The sequence below is a fragment of the Bradyrhizobium sp. CCBAU 11386 genome (assembly GCF_028128955.1).
In the GTDB taxonomy this organism is placed as follows: Bacteria; Pseudomonadota; Alphaproteobacteria; order Rhizobiales; family Xanthobacteraceae; genus Bradyrhizobium.
This window is the reverse complement of the sequence record NZ_LBKA01000255.1, coordinates 159464-181343: the sequence shown is the minus strand read 5'-3', so window position 1 is coordinate 181343 and position 21880 is coordinate 159464. Positions and strand designations below refer to the sequence as shown.

Here is a 21880-nt window from a genome sequence, read left to right as displayed (position 1 = left end):
GCGGCCGCGGATTTCGAACTCCATCTCGACCCGGCGGTCGTGAAATCGGACGATACGGCGCGGGTGCGCTCGCTGCTGGAAAGCGCGCTGGCCCCGCTGAAGCCGGCGCGAGGACGCGCGCAGACTTGCGTCGTTTCGATTGAGAGAGTGTGCCGTGTGGCACCGTAGGCCGTCTTGGCGAACTCGGGTTTGCACTCGGCGGGGTTGGTTTGGCAATCGTCCGTTGAAAAATGAATCGATCTGCGTAAGGTCACGTTCGGGATAGCGGGCCCTAATTTGGATGGTGGTCAATATTGACCAGCGGCAGCAGAGCTCACGGTTCCATCATGGTCCATCACCGCCCCCATCGGCATCCATCGGTGACTGAGAGTATCGCGCTCCCGCCGGATCCAGGCGAGCCTCATGACCATTCGGCGACCACCTTGTCCTGAATGCCAGACAACAACGATGCTGGCGCCCATCACGCCCGGCCCCGCCGGTTTTGACATGCGTACCTTCGAATGTCCCGCTTGCGATTTCGTCGACCAGATCGCGGTCGAGCTGGTCGACCCGATGAGATCGGCTAAAACCTTGGCTTGGTTTCAGAGCGAATTGCGGGCACCCACGTAGGAGCGCGCTACCCGGAACGATCGAGCGCCGAAAGCCTGGAGGTGGGCATTGGTCGAGAAGAACCGATTGCCGCGCTCGACTTGGCAACGGACGGTGACGTGCTCAGTATGGATCGGTGGTGACGTGCTCAGTATGGATCGGTGTGAGGCTTTGAATGTTCCGCTCAGCGGTATTTTTCAGCGAGCCTAGTGCTGCGCTTCGACAAACATGTCGAAGGATGGTTTCCGAAAGACGCACGACCAATTCTTTCAAGCCCTTATTCTCATTTTCGAGAGCGTGGAGGGCGCGCTTCATTCGCATCTCGTCTTCGAGACTCTGGGGCCAAAGGGTTGGCTGCCTTCGCTCCGTGGTCATTCCTCCCTCCCAACAGCGCTACCTGCCTTGTCGCGCTCTTTGGCATGACGTCCCCCAAGACTACATGCTCTCAAAGACGCTGATTCGCAGGTCAATATTGCTCAGTTTCGACGGCTACCGCATTGGGTGTCAGATGTCCGGATTTGCCGGGGCGCTCTCAGTCGCCGCACTCGGACACGATGCTCCTTGCCGCGAATCTCCTCGCTGCGAGGAAATGAGGCCTTCTAGGACAGCCATGTTTGCTGCCCCCGACGGGTTGCGAAACCTTGGACCAACAACGTCGCGTGACCTCTAACGCCTTGCGTCGTCATGGCGAAAAGCGGACATCGCGCACAATATCGAGGTCGGTTAACTACGCCATCAGCAGACGTAGTCACCCGAAAATCCGCATCATCAATGCTTTGCCGACAGGGGCGGCGCGGATGCCGGTGAATGCACTGACGTAATCACCGGAATAGAAAGCGCGAATGAGATCGAGGCGCGTGTTGAGGGTTTCATCAAACCGGATTGCAAATCCATCCCCCGTGCGTCGCACGACCAGGGCCGCGACGTTTCTCTCCTGGAGGGTGCAGTGAACCGCGGTCCCGACAGGTGGTGGCTTGTCGCTCACGAAGCGGGCGCCCGTGATTGACATGTCTGCCAAACGGTAGATGCACTGCCGGCCACCGATAGTGAAAAGGATCGGCTCATCTCGCTCGAACCGCTCGGCCTTCCGTCGCCGCGGCTGCTCGATGGCCACCAAGCAGACGATCATCAGAATGATCGCGTTGTATAAACTCCAGGCGAGCGCCAGGCCGCCATAGGCGATCATGTCGCCTTGCACATGAAGCACGAAGGCATAGACGATACCCGCGAGCGTAATCGCCAGTGCGGTGCCGTACACCCCGAGCAGTGGCCACTCGATGAAGCGTTGATCGCGATCCCCGCCCTTTGAGGTGACCTTGAATTTGTGCCCCTGCGTCTTTAGCAGCCCCGCCGCCACGGCTTTGAGAACCGCCGGCAGTGCAATGTATTGAGCGACATCCGACATCACCGCCATGGAGCGTCCGCGGGAAATCCAGGTCATGGTGAGCGAATACCAGACATAAAAAGGCAGGAAATATCCGAGGAGTTCGAAAAGATCCGCCTGGACGGCTTTGATGCCGAAGAGAAGATAAAGGCTCGGAACGACGAGACCGAATACCTTGACGACATAGGTCGAGGTCCAACTCATGAATGCTTCGATGAGAGACAGCCTGTCGATAACATCCAGCTGCGATCTTCGGGAAAAGGGGCCACTGCGCCCCCGAAAGATCTGCATGAAGCCAAGACACCATCGGTTGCGCTGAGTGATGTACTCCTTGAGTCCCTCCGGGGCCAGCCCCAAGGTCAGACGTTCGTTCAGGTACACCGTGCGCGCGCCAATCTCCTTCAGCCGCAGCGTCAGCAAGTAATCTTCCGTCACGGAATCGGTCGGAAAGCCGCCGATCTTCACGAGGGATGAGAATCTGATGACCGACGACGTGCCGCAACAAAAAGCCACGCCCCAGGCGTCCTTCGACGGCATCAGAATATCGAAGAAGAAGCGCTGCTCGTCCGGCCAGACCTTGGTCGCAGCCAGGTTGGTTTGGATCGGATCCGCATTGATGAAATGCTGAGGCGTCTGTACCAGGCCTACGCCCTGATCGCGGAACAGGCACATCGCGCGGGTGAGAAATTCGGGCATGGGAACGAAATCGGCATCGAGAACCGAAATGAACTCAGGGGGATCGGCGAGCTCTGCCACATGCCGCAGGGCGTGATTGATGTTGCCGGCCTTGGCGTCCTTGTTGTCCGGGCGCGCCAGATAACGGCAGCCGAGCTGGCCGGCAAGCTTTTCGAGCCAGTCACGCCGCCCGTCGTCCAGAACCCAGACACGGTAGTTGGGATAACTCATTCCCGTGGCGCCGATGATTGTGCGCTCCAGGATCGACGTTTCCTCGTTGTAGGTGCAAATGAATACGTCGATCAGCGGAGCTTGCCGTCCGGCAAGCCACCGCCTGTTGGCTTCGACTTGCGGCGTTCGATCGATCGTGCGGCTGAGAAATACCAGCGAGAGTGCACCCGCCGCAAGCGATGCAGCCTCGGCGATGAGGAACAGAGATCCCACGGCGAAATCGGCGGTCCAGCCGACGGGCGGGACCGTGGCCGTAATGCGCCATCCAAAATAACGGACCATGAGCAGCAATACGATTGAAATCATCAGCGAACGCGCCGTGGAGTTCTCGTGCCGGAGCCAGGGAAGGACGGCAACGCAGAACCCGAGCGCAATAAGGCCCGGTGTCAGCGCCGGGATCATGGCTTTCTCGCAGGGGCTGCCGAGAAGATGACGCGTCCGGTTCGCCCGACCGGACAATCGTTGGAGCCATCGTTGAGGTCGGGGACCGAAATCGTCGCACGATACGGTTCCTTGCTCAGCGCATCGGGATTAATGGCGAGGTTCGCTGCGGCCCCTGCGGAGCCGGTGAGATTGACGACGGTGCCAGCCAATTCGGGCTCGCCGGCGCTCGGCCGGAAATGTGCGAGAGATCCCAGCTGCAGCCCGTTATACACGCTCTCAGTGACGTTCGCCGTCACCACGGCGCCGGAACAATCGAGTAGACGAATGAGCGGTTGTCCGGCCCGGACGTCCTCTCCAGGCGCCGTCATGACCTCCCATATTCGGCCGGCGATGGGGAACTTGATGTCCGCCTCGAAGCGGCTGATGTAACGAGATCGCTCTGATTCAATCTCGCCGATGAGCCACGAGATTTGCGCATCAGCGTGCGCTACGTCCGCGGTGAGCCCTTCAGCCCGCTGCCGCATTTCCTCCTCACGCTGCACCGAGCTCGGACGATCGTTGTAGCTGTCGCCGAGGAAAGTGCCCTCGCGCGCGGCGGTGAGCTCAACCTGGGTTGCATCCAGGCGGCGTCGCGCGCCGATTTCGGTCTGCCGAGCAATGGTTTGATCTCGCGTCAAGCGCCCAAGCTCGACAGACGAAACGCTGCCCGATTTGATAAGCGATGAAGCTCTTTCCACCGCGGCCGCCGCCTCTTCGCGACGCGCTGCGGCCGCTTCGATTGATGTTTGGATTTCTGCGATGCGCGCCTCGAGCTGACGGATGCGCCCCGCTGTGAACAGGGCCGCCTGACGCGCCAGATCCTTCTGCGCCGCCTGGGCTGAAGCTATCTTCGAAAGGAGGCTCGGCCTTTCGTTTTCGAGGCGAGACATCTGACTGCGTAGATCATCAAGCCGCACGCGGTCGCCGCGCGGATTGACGACACGAAGGATGAAAGTGCCCTCGCCGACGATGCCTAGATCGCCTGCAAGACTGGCCCCGGCTGAAATCTTCCCGTCGATCGGCGACCTCAACGTCACGAGCCTCGAATTGACGACGGCTTCGACGCTTGACGTCTGGAAAAGCGCTCTGAGCGGCAGCCAGCCGAATACTGCGACGATGGCGATGCCCGCTGCGGCCTTCACAAATCGGAGAAGCATTCGGCTCGGCTTGGATTGCGCCACATCCGCGGCCGCATCGCCGCCAGTTGCGGTGGCATCGGTATTGCCGGGACTGAGACGCGCATCCAACGCGCGTTGCAAACCGTGCGCGTCATGGTTTTCGTCCATCGCGAGAGGCTTGGCGGATTCTGGATCGCCGCTTTCGGGCGTCGAATTGAAACGCGTTTGATTCTGCATGATGGACCTAACGATCAATGCGCAACCTCGGCGCGAGATGCGGTCCTACCTGAGCCAAATGCGATGTTGGTGTTGAAACAGTTAGTTGAAACACGCGAATTGTCTGCAATAGAGATCTGCCAAGAGCCGCGTTGGCCGATACAGGCAAAGGGTCCGTGCTACCGTTCAGCCGATAAGTTGACGAGGCGCAGCTTGGCCGCTTGTGCAGTCGCGGACGAAGGTGTCTGCGTTGTCTTCTCAAAGTCCGCGAGAATGCTGGCGCTGAGCTCCGAGGCGGGGACCGGCCGGCCGAAGAAGAACCCCTGGGCCTGATCACCGTCGGCCGATTCGAGAAAAGCCGCCTGGTTGGCGGTTTCGACGCCTTCGACCGTCACTCGCATGTGCAACTCGCGTCCGAGCGCGATGATCGCTTTCACCACCGTCCCGACCTGACAATGGGAGCCGTCGAGGCCCTGTATGAAGCTTCGATCGATCTTGATTTTGTCGAACGGAAAGCGCCACAGATAGCTGAAGCTCGAATAGCCGGCCCCGAAATCGTCCATCACGATGGCTACGCCCATCGCCTTGAGCGTCAGGAGCTGCGCCATGATCGTTTCGGTGTTGCCGAGCAGCAGGCTTTCGGTGATCTCCAATTCGAGCCGGTGCGCCACGAGGCCCGCCTCTTTCAGTGCGGCGGCGACGATGCCGCTGATGCTGCCCGCCACGAACTGCGCGGGCGACAGGTTCACTGCAACGGTCAGGTGCTCCGGCCAGGTCGCGGCGGTGCGGCATGCCTCCCGCAATACCCACGCCCCGATCTGGTCGATAAGCCGCAACTCCTCGGCGACGGGAATGAAGGTCAATGGCGGTATGAGCGTTCCGTCCGCCGCGGGCATACGGATCAGCGCTTCGAAGCCGACAAGGCGGCGCTGAGACATTTCGAAGAGCGGCTGGTAATGCAGTTCGAAGCGATCATTTAGCACCGCCTCGCGGATTGTCCTCTCGAGCTCGATCCGCGCTTGCAACGCAGTATCCATCTCGGGCAGGAAAAACCGGATGCAATTGCGTCCGGCTGCCTTGGCCGCGTACAGCGCCAGATCGGCGCTCTTGAGCAACTGCTCCGCGGTGGTGGCTTCCTCCGGCGCCAGGGCCACGCCGATGCTGGCGGTGGTGATGATCTCGTGCTGCTTGAACTTCACCGGAGCATTTACAGCGGTGGCGAGATGGCGCGCAAACGACTCGGCCTGCGTCCTGCCGGCGACGTCATGCTGCACGACGACGAACTCGTCCCCGCCGAGCCGGGCCACCACGTCGTCGATCCGGACCGTTGCGCGCAGACGCTCCGCGATGGACTTGAGCAGAAAATCGCCGCCGTCATGACCAAGCGTATCGTTGACCTCCTTGAAGCGGTCGACGTCGATGAAGTGCACGGCAAGGCTCCCGCCCCGCTTCGGCAAGTGAGCAAGAGTTCTCTCCAGTTTTTCGATCAGATGGGGACGATTTGTCAGTCCGGTCAACGCGTCATGGTGGGCGAGGAATCGGATGCGTCGGTCAGCCTGTTTCACCTTTGTTTCACGATACCACGCAATCGCGGGAATGGAGAAGGCGAGGCCCGACAGCAGGCAAAGGAATACGGCCGCGGTCAGGAACGTATTGTGGACATTCTTGCGTTGCTCGGTTTCATCCACGTAGGCCGCAACGACCGCGGTGAGGCGACCATCGGTCTGGACCGGGACATAGGCGCGGGCGAAGAATGCCGGTCGGTCGGGCGAATTTCCCTCCCTGACGTCGACGATCGGTTGACCGTCAACCACTGATCGCGCCGCATCGGGGCTGTATTCAGACAAGTCGACGAGCGCGATCTTTTCGCGGGTCGAAACGAGCTGGGAGTAGCCATTACGGTTGAATATTTCGTAGTGAAAGACCTCGCCGGAATTTCGCGCCGACAGGAAGAACCTTAGACTCGCGGCTGAAGGCTGCTCGCCGCCGGCGATCTGCTCAAGATCGGTGACGCTGGCCGCCAGGAACCTCGCCCAGCTGCGTGCGGTCGACATCGCATCTTGGCGGAGAAGGTGATCGGTCGTGATCTTCAGGGTCATCCCGGTACCCGTCAACAGAATGGCGAGCGCAGCGACGATGGTGACGATGTTTCGCTGAGGCCAGATGTTGGCGAGCGACGGCATCCGCGGCTACCGGGTCGATCGCATTTTCGTGAGCTCGGTCCGGACCGTTTTCAGCAGTTCGGCATTGTGCTCACTTTTTGAAGCCCAATCATTGGCAATGGCTGCGAACACGGCATTTGCCGCATCGAGGTCCGACGACGAGGGCATGATCACTTGGCGCTTCGGATCGGACTTCAGTTCCCGCATAATGCTGTTTTCCGCCGCTTCGTAGGTATCCATGAAGCGCGCGGCAGCCCACTCACCACTGTATTTGAGGATGATCGCTTGGGCCAATTTGGGCAGCCGATCGAACGTTTTTCGGTTCATCAAAACCATCAATGGCGCGCCGCTGATTCCAAGAAGGTAATGATAAGTTGCAACGCGTTTGATGCCATAGTCGACCAATGGAGACGGTGGCACGAGCGCGCCATCGATGCTGCCGTTGCCGATGGCTTCCGAGATCTTGGTGACCGCCAGAAACACGGGCTGCGCTCCGAGTTTTTCCAGCGCGGCGGCTTCGCCGGGATTGTTGACGCGAATTCTCTTGCCCTTCAAATCATTCAGCGACGTGATCGGGATCTTGCTGTGGATCGTCTCCGGTTCGGTGACGTAGGCGCCGATCACGGTGTAGTCATCGTATCCTTGCAAAGCGTTGGCGGCCACGAGCCGGGTGAACACAGCAACGGACTCCCGCATGCTCGTAAACAGACCGGGCATCTCGACGATTGCATTATCTGCGAACCGGTTGCGCGTCAGGCCTGTCACGACGTAGGCGATGTCGGCCGTACCATCGAGCACGAGCTGGGGCTGCTCAGCCGGATCCTTGCCGAGCACGCCGCTGAAATAGGTTTCGATTTCGATCAGGCCTCTTGCTTCGGCGTTGACCGCGTCGACAAATGGTCTGACCGCGGCGAGATAACTCGTCGAGCGGTCGGAGCTGGGGAAGGCCAATTTGAGCTTAACCGGCTCGGCGACCGACGCCGAAATCAACACAACAGAGATCACCGCGCATCGTGCCAGCAACTTGAGCATCGGTTTTCCGATCGTGGCGGCGGCGCGTCACACAGTTGTGCGAAACGCCGATTTCCTTGGTCTCTAAGCGACCCCCCATAGATAGAAATGCTCTAGATAACTCTCCTAGATAGCACGCGGCGCTCCGGGCGGCGACCAAATCACGAATCGTGGTTTGAGGCGTGCTAACGCGAGCGATACAATTGTCTGGGAGGCGCCAATGCGATTTGGCTTACTTCAGCGGCTCGTGCCCGTGCGGCAATGGCGCGAAATTCGAGGCTCGCCTTCTCAGAGGCTGACGGCGCGAGGCCATACTAAGGGCGAAACGCTATGGTGCAAGAGACCGATCAAATTTTCACAGACACCGGGCGGATCAGCTCGCGATGCTGCGTCAGATCATCACCGAGGGTCTAACATCTCACCGCGAAACAAGACCTCATCCTGAGGAGCCCGCCAAAAGCGGGCGTCTCGAAGGATGGGCCACAACGAAACCGCCGACCGAGTTCTTCTTCCTATGCAATTACCCTGCCCTTGCGGGAAGGCCGGGGAGGGAGCAGCCCAGCAAAAGGTGGACGCTATCGGCGCGCCGCCTGCAGCGTCCCGCTACGGCAGTCCCCGCGCCTCGAGCTGGTGCACCAGCAGCAGCGTCGGCTCGGCGAGGCTGTCGCCGGAGCCGTCGAGGCCGAACGCGGCGGCGATGCCGTCGCGGCTGCGCAGGATGGTGCCGCGCGGACAATGGCCGGCGCCGCAGAGCGTCTTCTTCAGGGTCTCGCCCTGTGCCACCAGCCCGGCGGAATCGTCCGCGGCCCAGGCCAGCACGATCGGCACGTCCACATTAAGGATGCCGGGGAAGACCGAGCGCTTGTCGTACTGGGTGGCGTCGCCGCCGAGATAGGCCTTCACACTGTCGCTGGCGTCCTTGCCCGCACGGTAGAGCCCGGACACCAGCACGACGCCCGCGACGTCGGCGCGGTCGGTCTGGAGCTCGGGATGGGCCAGCAGGGTGGCGACGTGAAAGGCACCGGCGCCATAGCCGACCGCGACGATCTCGCGGGCGTCGCCATTGAACAGGTCGATATTGCCGTGGACCCAGGACAGCGCCGCCGCCACGTCGGTCGCCCCGGCGGGCCAGGTCGCCGACGGCGCGAGACGATAGCTGACGCGCACCCCGATCATGTCGTTGCGCGCGGCAAAGCACATGGCCTGGTCCTGGATCTGGCGCGACAGCTCCGGCGCCGCATGGTCGCCGGTAAAGGTGTCGCCCGCCACGAACAGCAGCACCGGCCGCGGCGTATCCGCCTTGGTCGCGCTGGTGGCGACATCGAGCACATTGGCCTCGCTCTCGCCGTAGCGCAGGCCGCGCGCGAAGGTGACCTGCTCGCAGAGACGCGCGGTGCCGCCGGCGGTGGTGTCGTTGTCGGTGAGCCCGACGCGGACGAGCTCGGGCGGCGCAGTCAGCCGCGCCGGAACCGGACCATGTGCGGAGGCTGTCGAGACGGTCAGAACAAGCAAAAATGCGAGATAATTCTTCATGATGGTGCCGGGCCTTGCGCGCTCATATTGGCTCGCTGTCGGGGCCTGTCTTTTCAATTCGCCTCATTAGTTGGCTGGTCTTGAGGCGATTTGACGGCACCTTCGGCGCTCAATTCGCCGGCTCGAATGTGCAATCCGCGCCGCTGCCGTCCTTCCGCCTGATCGCGTTGGGGTCGATCGTGCAGCTCAGCTTGGCGAGGCTCTCGAAATTCGATCCCGCCGCGCCGTCGGGCGGAACGCCGGCGAGCGCTTCCGTGGCGAAGATCTCGTTGGCGGTGGAGCCGTTCACGGTCTTCACCTTCTTGCCGAAGGTCACCTCGCAATTGCGAATGGTGATGTCGACATTGCCGGTGCGGCAGACGATCCGGTCGGCCGTCACGACGATGGCCTTCTTGTAGGGAATGTCGGCATTGGCGGCGAACAGCATCGCCACCGCCTTCTTCTCGGCGCCGGTGAGAATCGGCGACAGCGGCGCGATCACGCCCGCGAGCGCCAGCGCCGTCGCGCCCGAGACCTTTGCGGGCGTGGCCGCGGAGGCGCCGGCGAGGTGGGACATGGCAGCAAGAACAAGGGCGCAGGATAGGATCGATCGGCCGGATTTCATCCCTGCCTCCAAGAGTCCGAAAATGGGTCCGAAAATGGGCCCGAAATCTCAGGCGGTCTTCTTCCGTTTGACCGTTTTCTTCGCCTTCTTGGTCTTTTTCGCCGCCTTCTGGGCCGCGAGATACGCTTCCACCTTCTTGGAAGAATGGCCGGCTGCGGCCACGGCGGCCTTCAGCCTGGCGGGGGTGATCTTGAATTTCTTCGACCAGTAGCGGACCTCATAGGCCTCGCCGAGCGCGATCCGGCTCTTGTCGGAGGCGCGGTGCTTCTGGAGCTTGATGTAGGCTTCGACCTTCTTGGCGGAGTGGCCGACCTTCTTGACGGCGTATTTCAGCTTGGCCGGCGTCACCTTGAACTTCTTCGACCAATAGGCGACTTCGTATTTCTCGGTGAGCGCAATCAGGGCGCGATCGGCTCCGCCCCGCTTTGCCTTGTTGTCGGCCATGCTTCCCTCCTGCCGTGGACGGCGTCCAGTCTAGCATGCAACCGGATTTGGAAGGCAAGGCGCGGTGCGCGCGGGAATTGCGCGGCGGGGTGGTTTTGCACCGGTGTGTCAGAAGGTTGTGCGGCGTGGCCCCGCCTCGCGCCGGAGCAGGGTTTCTACTGTGCATGGGGTTGTTTCGCGTTTTTTTATTCCTCGCATGTCCGTGATGGAACCTTATGGCGGCTGGTGCGACTTAATCCATAGACACGGGGAGAAACGTGCGAGGCTGTCATGGCAGAGAAGCATACCGCCGATCCGGCAGAGATCATGCGGGCGACCGGTCACCCTGAACTGGAATATGCCGCCGGCTGGACCATCGCCGGTCTCGTCACCATCGGCACCATCGTCGCCGCCTGGGTGTTCGCGATCTAGGCGACCGGAAACTGCAGCTCGAAGGCGGCGCCTTCATCGGTCGGCTTCAGCCTGATCGAGCCGCCATGGCTCGCCATCACCGCGCGCGCGATTGCCAGCCCCATCCCGGTGCCGCCTTGGTCGCGGCGGGTAGTGAAAAACGCGTCAAAGATCCTGTCGCGGTTCGGCGCCGAGATCGGCTCGCCGTCATTACTCACCGTCAGAAGCAGGGTCGTCCGCTCGTCCACCGCCTCAAGCCTGATTGACCTCGCCTTGTGCCGCATCGCGTTGTCGGCGAGATGCGACAGCACGATCAATGCCTTCTCGCCGGACATGCCGATCGCCCGGTCGAGGCTGCCGCTGGCCGAGATTGCGCTTGCCGGAAACCTGTTCCTGAGGTCGGCGATGACGGGCGCAAGCTCGGTGCGCTCGTTCTGCGGCAGGCTCTCGGCGCGGGCGAGCTCGCGCAGCCGCTGCGCCATCGCCTCCAGCCGCTGCGTGTCGGACAGGATGTTGGCGATGAACGTCGTCTGCTCGGCCGGCGTCAGGCTGCCCGACTTGCCTTGAACGGAATCCTGCAACAGCTCGGCTGCGCCCTTGATCGAGGTCAGCGGCGATTTCAGCTCGTGGGTGAGGTGGGCCGAGAAGGTCGCGATATAGTCGGAGCGGCGCGCCAGCTGCTCGGCCATGCCGAGGAAGCTGTGCGAGAGCTGGGCGAACTCGCGCGTGCCGTAGTGCCGCAGCGGCCTGAACGCCTCGCGGTCGCCGCGGCCGATCCGTGCGGCGCGGTCGATCAATTCGCGCATCGGCAGCGTGATGGTGCGCGAGAATACCAGCCCGATCGCGATCGTGCCGAGGATCACGGCGAGCCCGGCCAGCACGAACTTAGCCCGCTCCTGGTAGAGATGGTCGAAGATGTTGCTCGGCGTCCGCGTGGTGTAGATCACCCCCGCAACGCGGTTGTTGACGATGACCGGCATCGCCGAGAACACGTGAACGCCGAGGCCGCGGCTGAAGGAATAGATCGGCGGCGGCGGCTTGTCCGGCACGCGGTTGCGCAAGGTGGCGCGGTACTGCCCGTGCAGCGCGTCCGCGACCTCCTCGATATGGGCGAGCGACTGGCCGACCTCCTGGCGCCCGGCGATCATCACCCCCTGCGGATCGAGGATGCGAAAGCCCGCCAGCGTCACCTTCTGGGTCTCGCGGATGATCGGCGTCAGCCTTGCGCCGATCTCGACATAGGCCGGCTGTGCCGGCCGGATTGCTGCTTGCGCATCGGGCCGCCGCCGCAACAAATCGTTGGTGGTCAGGTCAAGCGCGGGACGGATCGGCGTGACCTGGTCGCCGGGGTCGGGCAGCACGCCCGGAGGCACCTCGGCGCCGAGCGTGAGGCCGCTATCGAGCCGCGCGGTGACCTCCTGCGCATAGATCGTCGCCAGCACGCGGCTTTGCGCGATCAGCTCGGCCTGGGTCTGGCGGATGAGCTGGTTGTCGTAGAGGCGGAAGAAGAACAGGCCGACCAGCGGCAGCACCGCGACGGTCGCCAGCACCGCGAAGATGACGAGCCCGAGCGACGGCCGCCATTTATCGGGCGCCGCGCTCATGCCTCTTTCTCGCAGCGGCCGAGCTTGAAGCCGACGCCGTGGATGGTCTCGATGACGTTGTCGCAGGCCACCGCCGCGAGCTTGGCGCGGATGTTGCGGATGTGGCTGTCAATGGTGCGGTCGGAGACCTGGATGTTGAGCTGATAGGCCGCGCGCATCAGCTGCTCGCGGTTGAACACCGAGGTCGGCCGGGTCAGGAACGCGCGCAAAATGCCGAACTCGATCGCGGTCAGCTTCAGCGGCGTGCCAGCGAAGGACGCGACATGCTGCTCGGGATCGATCAGCAAGCCGCCTTGCGCCAGCGCGCTCGGCCCGGCCTTGGCCTCGCCATTGCGGGGGCTGAGACGGCGCAGAATGACGTTGACCCGCGCCACCAGCTCGCGCGGGCTGAAGGGTTTTGTCACGTAGTCGTCGCCGCCGATCTCGAGACCCAGGATACGGTCGATCTCCTCGTCGCGCGCCGACAGGAACAGGATCGGCACGTCGGAGCTCTTGCGTATCTCGCGGCAGACGTCGAGGCCGTCGAACTCGGGCATGCCGATGTCGAGCACGATCAGGTCAGGCTTGTCGGCGGCAAAGCGGGCGAGCGCCTCCTTGCCGTCGCGCGCCTCGATCACGTCCATCCCGGCCTTCCTCAGCGCGACGCGAATGACCTCGCGGATATGGCCTTCGTCGTCGACGATGAGAATGCGATGCGCCAAGAAACTCTCCCTCGTCAGCCCGTCGGCTGATTCTTCACCTGCGCCTCCAGCCTGCGCTGGAGCCGCCAGTTTCGAAAGCCCCAGCTCCGCCAGGCCAGATCCTGACGCTGCTGTTCTACAAGGCGGTCGCGGCGCGACACAAGGCAGCTCTCGGGGCTGCCGGGCCGCAGCAAGATCGCCTTGTCTATGGCGGGCAGCGCCTGCGGCCCAAGCGTCAGGAGATAGTTGATGTCGATCTGCACGCCGTTGCCCGATGCTTCCCGGCTGTGGGCAACATTGTAGTCGGCAATGAACGCATCGAAGTTCACCATCGAGCAGCTATACAACACGATCGTTAACGCGATCAGATTGGCGCCGACGAGCCACCGGTTGGATTGGTCGAGCGCAATGCGGGCGACGATCAGGATCAGCCCGAGCGCCACCAGCCCCATCCAGATGAAGGCCGCGATGCGCCAGTAGGTCAGCATGTAGATGTCGACGTAGAGATCGAGGCGGAGGATGGAGGAGGCGACCAGCAGCACGTTCTGTCCCACCCAGAGATAGACCAGCGGGCGGATCACTTTCGATTTCTCCGCCGGCCCGCCCGGACGCATCGCCACCAGCACGAAGGCCGCGGCGAGCAGGGCGGTCGCGATCAGCGGATAGGCGCCGCGATGGGCATAGGCTGCGTAGGTCAGGTTGGCCGGCAGCGCCACATGGCCCCAGAGATAGATGCCGTCGAGGATCGACTGTGCCGCGAACAGCAGATTGAACAGGATCAGCGAGCGCAGAATCGCCGAGGGTCCCAGGAACTCGGCCGGGACCAGGGGCGGGAGCGGCGGCGGCACCGGGCCATCGTCGACCGTCGTGGTGATAACCTTCCTGCGCCGCCAGCGCACATGGATGAATGGCCAGACCAGCGCCAGCATCAAAGTCCAGAACAGCACGCGCCAGACGCTGACATATTCGAAGATGAGTTTTGGATTAAGGAGCGACACCCACTGCTCGATCACCGGATTGGCCGCGGCGAACAGCGCGACGAACACCGTGCCCAGCGCCGCCGGCAGCAGCCAAAGCGCAATGCCGCGGGTGAAGGCCGACATGTTGAAGATCTGGAGCGCCTCTGGGAAGAACCTGAAGGGACCGAGCAGGACAAAGTTTCGCAGCGCGCGAGCGCGGTCGGCAAGCCCCGTCGCCTCCGGGTTGGTCGCGAGCAGCAGCGCAATCGTCAGCGACGTGACCAGGATCAGGAACGACAGAGTGTTGAGCTCCTCGACGGCGGGCATGAGGCCGAGCACGAAGATCGTGCCGCCGATCGCCGCGCGCCGAAAATCCAGTACCGCATGGTTGAAGAGCACGGACACGCAAGCCATCGCGACGGCAAAGAGCGTGAGCGATAGTCCGATCCGCTCGCCATAGAACAGCCAGTCGGCGAGCGCGGCCAGCGCCAGCGCGAGGCCGACCTTGGCCGGAATCGAGGAATGCCTGATCGGCTGGATGTCCGCTGCGATCGTCGAAGCCAGGCTCGTCATGTCCGGAAGACCTCTCGTGATGGGTGACATCACGAAGTCTGAACGCTGCTTGTGCAGAAGGCGGGATCATCGTCTGCACGGTTTCAGGAGTCTTTTGCAGTTTTCGTGCAGGCGCGCTTTTGCCTCTCGCGCAGCGCAGATCGCTTTGTTAGGTGCGAAGCATTCATCACCTGTCGCATGTGGCGCATCATGCAATTCCTCCGTCGTATCGGTCTCATCCTGCTCTGGCTGGCCGCGCCTCTCGTCGCATTCGCGGCCGCGAACAAGAACGATCCTTATCTGGTCCCGCTGCGCGGCGCCGGAGACATCGTGCTTGTCGTTGCAAGCATCGCGATCGTCATTTTTCTGCTTCGCAGAGGGCGGTGGCGCACCATGGCCGGCAAGCTTCTCGTCACGCTCTGGTGCCTGCCGCCGCTGCTGATGTCGGCAGCGCATCTGAAGTTCGAATTGCGCAAGCACGATGTTCTGGGGGCGAGTGCCGCCGAGGCGCGTCAGCTCGGGCCTCACTTCATGGTCGGCTATTCCTCTTTTCCCGAGGTCGCGCGTCTTGCCGAGCAAGGCTTGATCGGTGGCGTCTACGTCACCCGGCACAACATCCGCGGCCGGACGGTCGAGACGCTGCGTGCCGAGATCGCGGCACTCCAGGACAAGCGGCGTGCAGCTAGCCTGCCGCCGCTGGTCGTCGCCGCCGACCAGGAAGGCGGCATCGTCGGACATCTCGCGCCGCCGCTGACAAAGGTGCCGGCGCTGGCGACGCTCAGCGGGCTCGCCCCCGACGAGCAACAGACCAAAGCCGAGGAGTTCGGCCGCATCCACGGGCGCGAGCTCGCCGGGCTTGGGGTCAACCTCAATCTCGCGCCGGTGCTCGACCTCAAGCCGCCGGTCCGCCGCAATCGTCTCGACTTCCACACGCTGATCGGCCAACGGGCGATTGCGACCGATCCCGTCGTGGTCAGCACGATCGCAAGCGCCTATGTGCGCGGGCTGGAAGAGTCCGGCGTCGGCGCCACGCTCAAGCATTTTCCCGGCATCGGGCGCGTGCGCACCGACACGCATCATTTCAGCGCCAATCTCGACACGCCGGTTAGGGAGCTGGAAGCAACCGACTGGCTCCCGTTCCGCGAGGTGCTGTCGCGTTCGCGCAGCGCGCTCATGGTCGGCCACGTCACGCTCACCGCCGTCGATCCCGATCGCGCCGCCTCGCACTCGAAGCGCGTCGTCCAAGGCATCATCCGCGACAAGTGGAATTACCAGGGCGTGGTGATGACCGACGACCTCGTGATGGGCGCGATCTACCAGCACGACGTCTGCAAGGCCGTGGTCGAGGCGATCAACGCCGGCGTCGATCTGCTGCTGGTCGCCTATGACGGCGCGCAGTTCTACCGGATCTTTACCTGCGCGCTGGACGGATCGCGGCAAGGCAAGCTCGATGCGGCGATGCTGCGTGCGAGCGAGGCGCGGCTGGAAAGGGGCTTTCCGACCGAGCAGGCGCGAGGCCCCTCAGGCCTCGTCCGCGTCGTCGATCGGCACTAGCCCTTCGCGAACTGACGGTAGTCCGGCTCGCGGTGAAACCAGAACTCGTAGCCGGTGACGCCTTTCTGCATGGCGACGTCGTGGATCGGCTGGTTGAGCGGGATGACGGGAACGTCACGCATGCAGAGCGCGATGAAATCCTTCACGGCCTTGTCGTATTCCGCCGCGTCCGTGGTGAAGCGCGCCTTGTCGATCAGCGCGTCCATCTCCTTGTTCTGGTAGGAGGAGATGTTGAAGATCGAGTTGTTGCCGTGGAAATTCCAGTAGAAGTAATATTCGGGATAATCGAGCCAGCCGCTGAAGCGGTTGAGCGCGAGCGGCAGCTCCTTCTTGTTCAGCGTCGTGCGCCAGTTCGCGCCGGGGATTTTTTCGATCGACGCCTTGATGCCGATCTTGGCGAGGCTCTCCTGGATCAGGATCGCGGTCGGCTCGCCGACGGTCGCCGTACCGGTGTCGAGCGACAGCGTCGTTTCCAGCCCGGACTCGAACCCGGCCTCTTTCATCAGGGCCTTGGCCTTGTCGAGATCGGTGACATAGGGAAACGGCTGCGGCCAGACCGGCTTTGAGACATCGGCCGCGCCGCCATACATGGGGACGGCGCGTCCGAAGAAGGCGCTGCTCTGGATCTGCTCGTAAGGCATCGCCCAGGCGATGGCCTGGCGCAGCCTGGCATTGTCGAACGGCGGCTTTGCCGTGTTCAGCGCGACGTACCAGAGCGCGTTCGGGATCGGCACGCCCGAGACCTTGACCTTGCCCTCCCTCATGATCTGCTCGAAATCGCGCGGCGCAAAGCCGCTGGAGATATCCGCATCGCCCCGCTCCAGCATCGCGCGCCGGGTGCCTGCGGAGGGGACGTCGCGTGCGATCACGCGCTTGACCTTCGGCAGCGGTCCGCTCTTCCAGTCGTCGAAGCGCGCCAGCACGGTCTCGCTGCCGGGCTTCCAGCTCTCGATCCTGTAGGCGCCGCCGCCGGCCTCGTTGCTCTTCAGCCAGGCCAGCGCCCAGGGGTCTTCCGGCGTTGCGTTCTTCTTCGCGAGCTCGGAGTTGATGATGAAGGGGACGACCACCGCGACGTTGAACAGCAGCATCTTGTCCTTGCGGACGTAGTCGATACGGAAGGTGTGGTCGTCGATCACGACGAACTGCTCGGGCTTTTCCAGCGATCCCGCCGACATCTGGAAGGTCGGAAAGCCGCCGACCTTCACCGCACGGTCGAACGACCATTTGACGTCCCTGGCCGTGACCGGCGTGCCGTCGTGGAATTTCGCGTCCTTCCGCAAGCGGAAGGTGCAGGACATGCCGTCGGCCGCGACCTCCCAGCTCTCGGCGAGCTCGGGCGCGAGCTTCTCGCGATCATAGGACACGGTCCCATCGGGCAGCGTCTTGGAGGCGTAGGTCAGCAGGCGATCGTAGCAATTCCAGGACAGGCCGTTCACGGTCTGGTTGGAGCCGACGCCCTGCATGTCCAGCGAGTTCGGCCCCAGCTCCTGCACTACCAGCAGCGTCTCGGCGCGCCCCTGCGCCCGGGCGAAGCGTGGCGCGATCGCCGTTATTCCGGCAATGCCGAGGCCACCGAGCACGACGCTGCGGCGGTTCATGTCGGAAGATGATGCGCTCATCGCTGCCTCCTTGAGAAAAAGTTGCGACATAAAGAGGCAAAGCGCGTGCCATCAACCGCGCTTCATGGCGTCGCATCCCGCGTGAATCGCGTTCTTACGGCGTCACCGCTCCGCGTGCGACCGCGCGCGGGGCGGTCAGCTCCTTCCAGGTCGAATTCGCCACATGTACCGGCGAGAAGGCGGGGCGTTCGACGTAGCGGCCATCGCCTGCCTCGGCGCGCAGATCGCCATCCTTCCAGACAATGCTGCCGCGCGAGAGCGTCGCCGCCGGTCCGCCGGTGCAGGCAAAGCCTTCGAACACATTGTAGTCGATCCGGCTCATCTGCCGCTTCGCGCTGATGCTCTTTGTCGCCTTGGGGTCCCACACAACGATATCGGCATCCGAGCCCACGGCGACCGCGCCCTTGCGCGGATAGATGTTGAGGATGCGGGCGATGTTTGCCGAGGTCACCGCGACGAACTCTTCCTTCGTCAGCCGCCCCGTGGCGACGCCCGCGGTCCACAACAGCGCGAGGCGGTCTTCGAGGCCGCCGGTGCCGTTCGGGATCTTTCTGAAATCGCCGAGCCCGAACCGCTTCTGCTCCGTGGTGAAGGCGCAATGGTCGGTCGCGACCACCTGGAGCGAGCCGGCTTGCAGGCCGGCCCAAAGACTATCCTGGTGCGACTTGTCGCGGAACGGCGGCGACATCACGCGCTGCGCGGAATGATCCCAGTCCTTGTTCAGGTACTCGCCGGCATCGAGCAGCAGATGCTGGATCAGCGGTTCGCCGTAGACGCGTTTTCCCGCCGCGCGTGCCCGCGCGATCGCCTCATGCGCCTCGCGGCAGCTCGTGTGCACGATATAGACCGGCGTGCCCGTCATGTCCGCGATCATGATGGCGCGGTTGGTGGCTTCGCCCTCGACTTCCGGCGGCCGCGAATAAGCGTGGCCCTCGGGGCCGGTGACGCCGCGCGCGATCAGCGCCTCCTGCATCAGGGCGACGACGTCGCCGTTCTCCGCATGGACAACGGGCATGGCGCCGAGATGGGCGCAGCGCGCGAACGAGTTGTAGAGCTCGTCGTCGTTCACCATCAGCGCGCCCTTGTAGGCCATGAAGTGCTTGAAGGTGTTGATGCCGTAGGTTTTGACCACGGTTTCCATCTCGTCATAGATCTGCTTCGACCACGACGTCACCGCCATGTGGAAGCCGTAGTCGGCCGCCGCCTTCTCGGATTTGTGCCGCCACTCCTGATAGGCAGCGAGCATCGACTGGCCGGGATCGGGCAGGCAGAAATCCACCACCATGGTGGTGCCACCGGTCAGTGCCGCTTTCGTTCCCGATTCGAAATCGTCGGCGGTGACGGTGCCCATGAACGGCATTTCGAGATGGGTGTGCGGATCGATCCCGCCCGGGATGATGTAGGCGCCGCCGGCGTCGATGATCTCGGCACCCGTCGGCGCGTCGAGCGATGTCCCGACCGCGACGATGGTCTCGCCGTCGATCAGCACGTCCGCGCGGCGCGAATGATCGTGATTGACGACGGTGCCGCCGCGGATGAGGAGGGGCATGAGAGACTCCGGACAGTGGTGAGGGGACGGGGTGCCGTGAAGGCTAAGCGCGCTGCCGACGATGCGACAGGCGAAATTTTAGTCAGACGCCGCCGACAATTTCGCTACGGTCCTTCGGGCTTTACGCCGCGTGCGCGACCAGCCCGTCCAGCATCGCGCGCACGAGGCCCGCGATCTCGTTCCGCAGCGCTGGCAGCGGAACGGCGACCAGCTTCTGCTCCAGCCCCAGCGCCACCATGCCATGCACCGCCGAGAACAGGCTGCGCGCGGTGATGCCGAGTTCCTCGAGGCTGCGCTTGGGAAGCAGCAGCGCCAGCGGATGATAGATGTGGCGGAACAGCCGCATCTGGTCGTTGATGGACCAGTCGGGGACGGCCTTGTCGGCCTCCATGCGGTGCTCGAACAGCGCGCGCCAGAGCTGGAGATTTTCGGCGGCGAAATCGCAATAGGCAATCGCAATGCGGACCAGCGTCTCCTGCGGCGAGGGCTCGCCCGCGCGTTCCGCTGCGCTGAGCGCCTCATCGAGGCGATGCAGCGTGCGCGAGCCGACCCGCAGGACGAGCTCGTCCACATCAGCGACGAGATTGTAGACCGCACCATTGGCGCAGCCGATCTCGCGGGCCAAATCGCGGGTTTTCAGACCCGCCAACCCCCGCTTAGCGATCATCCGCTCGGCCGCCTGGATCAGGTCGGTCCGAAGTTTCGCTCGACGTTCCAAGGCCTTAGTCATTTGGAGCCAAATTCTTGAGCGTCGCTCAAATATCTATTGAACGATGTTCAATATTCCTGCTACAAAGCATGTGTGAGCAACGCTCATAAACAGGGAGCTGCAGATGTTCAAGACCGTCGTGACACTTTTCCGCGGCAGCGTGGCCGCCGCGGGCGAGGAGCTGGAGGACCGGACGGCCCTTCTGATCCTCGATCAGCAGATGCGCGATGCGGCCGCCGCCGTCGAGCGCAGCAAGCGGACGCTGGCGCTGGCGATCGCACAGGACCAGCAGGAGGGCCGCAAGCTCGAGGCAACCGTCGCCCGCATCGCCGATCTCGAGACCCGCGCGGTTGCGGCGCTCGACGGCGGCCGCGAGGATCTCGCCAGGGACGCCGCCGAGGCCATCGCGGGGCTCGAAGCCGATCGCGACGCGGCGATGACGGCACGCGCCTTGTTCGCGACCGAGATCATCAGGCTGAGGCGCCACGTCGCGAGCGCGCAGGCCCGCATCACCGAGCTCGATCGCGGCCGCCGCCTCGCCCGTGCCTCGGAAGCGGTGCGCTCGCTTCGTCGCAGCGGCATCGAGGCCGCACGTCCCTACGAATCCACGCTGCCGGAGGCGGAGAGCACTTTGAGGCGCCTGCGCGAGCGGCAGATCGAGGCCCAGGCCGCCGACGATGCGCTGGTCGAGCTCGATGCGGCGAGCGGACCGCTCGCCACCGCCGAGAAACTCGCCGAGCAGGGCTTTGGCCCCCGGCTTAAGACGACCGCGGACGACGTGCTGGCGCGGTTGAAGTCCAAGCGCACGCCGACTGCCTGAACTCAGATCCCATCATCATTCGAACCAACAGGAGACGACCATGAACCAGAACGGCCAGCCCCACAGCAACGCCTGGGTGACCTTCACTTACGTGTCCTTCGCGGCCTCCGCGTTCCTCATCGCCGTCGGGATATTCTTCCTGCCGATCGACCTCTGGATGAAGGGCTATCTCACCATGGGCATCGTGATGCTGATCCAGACCTGCATCACGCTGACCAAGACGGTGCGCGACAATCACGAGAGCGGCCGGCTGATGAACCGCATCGAGGATGCCAAGGCCGAGCGCCTCCTGATGGAGGTGTCCAAGGCGGCTTGAGAGCGCGAAGCCAGGCACGATGCGGGGCGGCGGATGCTGGAGCATCTGCCGCTCCCTCGCATGTACGCGCATTTGCCGCTATGGCGGCCAAGACGCTGCCGGCCGATGAGCTGAGTTACGGCATCTTCTCCGGCGATCGCGAGCGTCTGTCTCGCGCCATCGTCACGCTGGTCTCCGAGGAGGACGGGGGCCGTCCGATCGCCTTCAACGCGCTGTCGGTGATGCCGGTCGAGCTCGACGGAGCGTCCGTCGACGTCACCCATCTCGGGCTTGAATTGGAGAAGGGCCCGTATGTTGCCGAAACGTTTCCGGTGCATGTCGAGGACAGCTATGTGATTGTCGAAGTCCGAAGTCATACGCCGTCGTTCCGGGGCATTTGCGCAGCGAATGAACCCGAAATCTCGAGATTCCGGGTCTGGTCCTGCGGACCATCCCGGAATGACATGTTGATAGAGCCGCGATCACCATCACGGATTGTGATTTCGACGCAGGTGCGATAAGCCTCGCCCGCATTCATGGCGGAGATGAGCTTTGTCCAAACAATCCCTGCGAGAGGAGGCCGAGCGCCTGATCCGCGAATCGATGGAAAAGAAGACCATCGTCGTCAAGCAGGGCGATACCCGGATCGAGGCGGTCTGCGGCAAGTGCGGCGCCCCGAACCGGGTGCAGGCGCCAAAGGGCCAGAGCCGCGTCAAGTTCGCCTGCAAGAATTGCGGGCACCAGCAGGAAACGCTGTAGG

Annotated in this window: 21 protein-coding genes; 7 read left to right on the top strand and 14 right to left on the bottom strand. The window is 63.3% G+C overall.

The window, feature by feature from the left end; translation table 11 throughout:
• The first annotated feature begins 447 nt into the window (after positions 1-447).
• Positions 448-609, top strand: a complete 162-nt coding sequence (locus tag XI09_RS36980) for a response regulator (RefSeq protein ID WP_271571286.1) — start codon at positions 448-450, stop codon at positions 607-609.
• A gap of 102 nt (positions 610-711) precedes the next feature.
• Here the strand turns inward: XI09_RS36980 and XI09_RS36975 are convergent, their stop codons facing one another.
• The 8 genes from XI09_RS36975 to XI09_RS36940 form a co-directional block, all read right to left on the bottom strand.
• Positions 712-903: a hypothetical protein gene (locus XI09_RS36975; protein WP_271571285.1), complete on the bottom strand. Its 192-nt coding sequence runs from the start codon at positions 901-903 to the stop codon at positions 712-714.
• Positions 904-1336: 433 nt separating this feature from the next.
• A complete protein-coding gene (locus XI09_RS36970) occupies positions 1337-3280 on the bottom strand; it encodes a glycosyltransferase (protein WP_271571284.1) in 1944 nt (647 codons plus the stop codon).
• Positions 3277-4656, bottom strand: coding sequence for an HlyD family efflux transporter periplasmic adaptor subunit (locus tag XI09_RS36965; RefSeq protein ID WP_271571283.1), 1380 nt, complete (start codon positions 4654-4656; stop codon positions 3277-3279). The genes XI09_RS36970 and XI09_RS36965 overlap by 4 nt, the downstream gene beginning before the upstream one ends.
• 158 nt (positions 4657-4814) lie before the next feature.
• Entirely contained in the window at positions 4815-6818 is a 2004-nt protein-coding gene (locus tag XI09_RS36960; RefSeq protein ID WP_271571282.1) for a putative bifunctional diguanylate cyclase/phosphodiesterase, read from the bottom strand.
• A gap of 6 nt (positions 6819-6824) precedes the next feature.
• Positions 6825-7829, bottom strand: coding sequence for a TRAP transporter substrate-binding protein DctP (dctP, locus tag XI09_RS36955; RefSeq protein WP_271571281.1), 1005 nt, complete (start codon positions 7827-7829; stop codon positions 6825-6827).
• Between the two features lie 582 nt (positions 7830-8411).
• Entirely contained in the window at positions 8412-9341 is a 930-nt protein-coding gene (locus tag XI09_RS36950) for an alpha/beta hydrolase (RefSeq protein ID WP_333939163.1), read from the bottom strand.
• 109 nt (positions 9342-9450) lie between these two features.
• The gene (locus XI09_RS36945) at positions 9451-9945 is read right to left on the bottom strand and encodes a hypothetical protein (RefSeq protein WP_271571279.1); all 495 of its coding nucleotides are present in this window, start codon (positions 9943-9945) and stop codon (positions 9451-9453) included.
• A 48-nt stretch (positions 9946-9993) separates the two neighbouring features.
• On the bottom strand, positions 9994-10389 hold the full coding sequence (locus XI09_RS36940) for a DUF3606 domain-containing protein (RefSeq protein ID WP_271571278.1): 396 nt from the start codon (positions 10387-10389) through the stop codon (positions 9994-9996).
• 270 nt (positions 10390-10659) lie between these two features.
• Between XI09_RS36940 and XI09_RS36935 the strand changes: the two genes are divergently transcribed.
• Entirely contained in the window at positions 10660-10800 is a 141-nt protein-coding gene (locus tag XI09_RS36935; RefSeq protein WP_007597071.1) for a hypothetical protein, read from the top strand.
• On the opposite strand, the gene XI09_RS36930 is transcribed toward XI09_RS36935, so the two are convergent.
• The 3 genes from XI09_RS36930 to XI09_RS36920 are packed head-to-tail and all read right to left on the bottom strand — an operon-like array spanning position 10797 to position 14595.
• A complete protein-coding gene (locus tag XI09_RS36930; RefSeq protein ID WP_271571277.1) occupies positions 10797-12383 on the bottom strand; it encodes an ATP-binding protein in 1587 nt (528 codons plus the stop codon). The two genes, XI09_RS36935 and XI09_RS36930, sit on opposite strands and share 4 nt — an antisense overlap.
• Entirely contained in the window at positions 12380-13084 is a 705-nt protein-coding gene (locus tag XI09_RS36925) for a response regulator (protein ID WP_271571276.1), read from the bottom strand. Before XI09_RS36925 ends, XI09_RS36930 begins: the two co-directional genes overlap by 4 nt.
• A 14-nt stretch (positions 13085-13098) precedes the next feature.
• Complete coding sequence (locus tag XI09_RS36920) at positions 13099-14595, bottom strand: DUF4153 domain-containing protein (RefSeq protein WP_271571275.1); 1497 nt, start codon at positions 14593-14595, stop codon at positions 13099-13101.
• A 189-nt stretch (positions 14596-14784) separates the two neighbouring features.
• On the opposite strand from XI09_RS36920, the gene XI09_RS36915 reads away from it, so the two are divergent.
• The gene (locus XI09_RS36915; RefSeq protein WP_271571274.1) at positions 14785-16128 is read left to right on the top strand and encodes a glycoside hydrolase family 3 N-terminal domain-containing protein; all 1344 of its coding nucleotides are present in this window, start codon (positions 14785-14787) and stop codon (positions 16126-16128) included.
• Here XI09_RS36915 and XI09_RS36910 read toward each other — a convergent pair.
• The 3 genes from XI09_RS36910 to XI09_RS36900 form a co-directional block, all read right to left on the bottom strand.
• The gene (locus tag XI09_RS36910; RefSeq protein ID WP_271571273.1) at positions 16125-17747 is read right to left on the bottom strand and encodes an ABC transporter substrate-binding protein; all 1623 of its coding nucleotides are present in this window, start codon (positions 17745-17747) and stop codon (positions 16125-16127) included. The genes XI09_RS36915 and XI09_RS36910 overlap by 4 nt on opposite strands.
• A gap of 94 nt (positions 17748-17841) precedes the next feature.
• Positions 17842-19296 carry a dihydropyrimidinase gene (hydA, locus tag XI09_RS36905; protein ID WP_271571272.1) on the bottom strand — a complete coding sequence of 485 codons (1455 nt, stop codon included), beginning with the start codon at positions 19294-19296 and terminating at the stop codon, positions 17842-17844.
• A 121-nt stretch (positions 19297-19417) separates the two neighbouring features.
• Positions 19418-20026, bottom strand: coding sequence for a TetR/AcrR family transcriptional regulator (locus XI09_RS36900; protein WP_271571271.1), 609 nt, complete (start codon positions 20024-20026; stop codon positions 19418-19420).
• A gap of 103 nt (positions 20027-20129) precedes the next feature.
• Between XI09_RS36900 and XI09_RS36895 the strand changes: the two genes are divergently transcribed.
• The 4 genes from XI09_RS36895 to XI09_RS36880 all read left to right on the top strand — a co-directional run bounded on the left by XI09_RS36895 (position 20130) and on the right by XI09_RS36880 (position 21879).
• Positions 20130-20825, top strand: a complete 696-nt coding sequence (locus XI09_RS36895; RefSeq protein WP_271571270.1) for a PspA/IM30 family protein — start codon at positions 20130-20132, stop codon at positions 20823-20825.
• A 40-nt stretch (positions 20826-20865) separates the two neighbouring features.
• A complete protein-coding gene (locus XI09_RS36890; RefSeq protein ID WP_271571269.1) occupies positions 20866-21141 on the top strand; it encodes a YiaA/YiaB family inner membrane protein in 276 nt (91 codons plus the stop codon).
• An 80-nt stretch (positions 21142-21221) separates the two neighbouring features.
• The gene (locus XI09_RS45855; RefSeq protein WP_333939162.1) at positions 21222-21641 is read left to right on the top strand and encodes a hypothetical protein; all 420 of its coding nucleotides are present in this window, start codon (positions 21222-21224) and stop codon (positions 21639-21641) included.
• A gap of 31 nt (positions 21642-21672) precedes the next feature.
• Entirely contained in the window at positions 21673-21879 is a 207-nt protein-coding gene (locus XI09_RS36880) for a hypothetical protein (protein ID WP_027547442.1), read from the top strand.
• Position 21880: the final 1 nt, after the last annotated feature.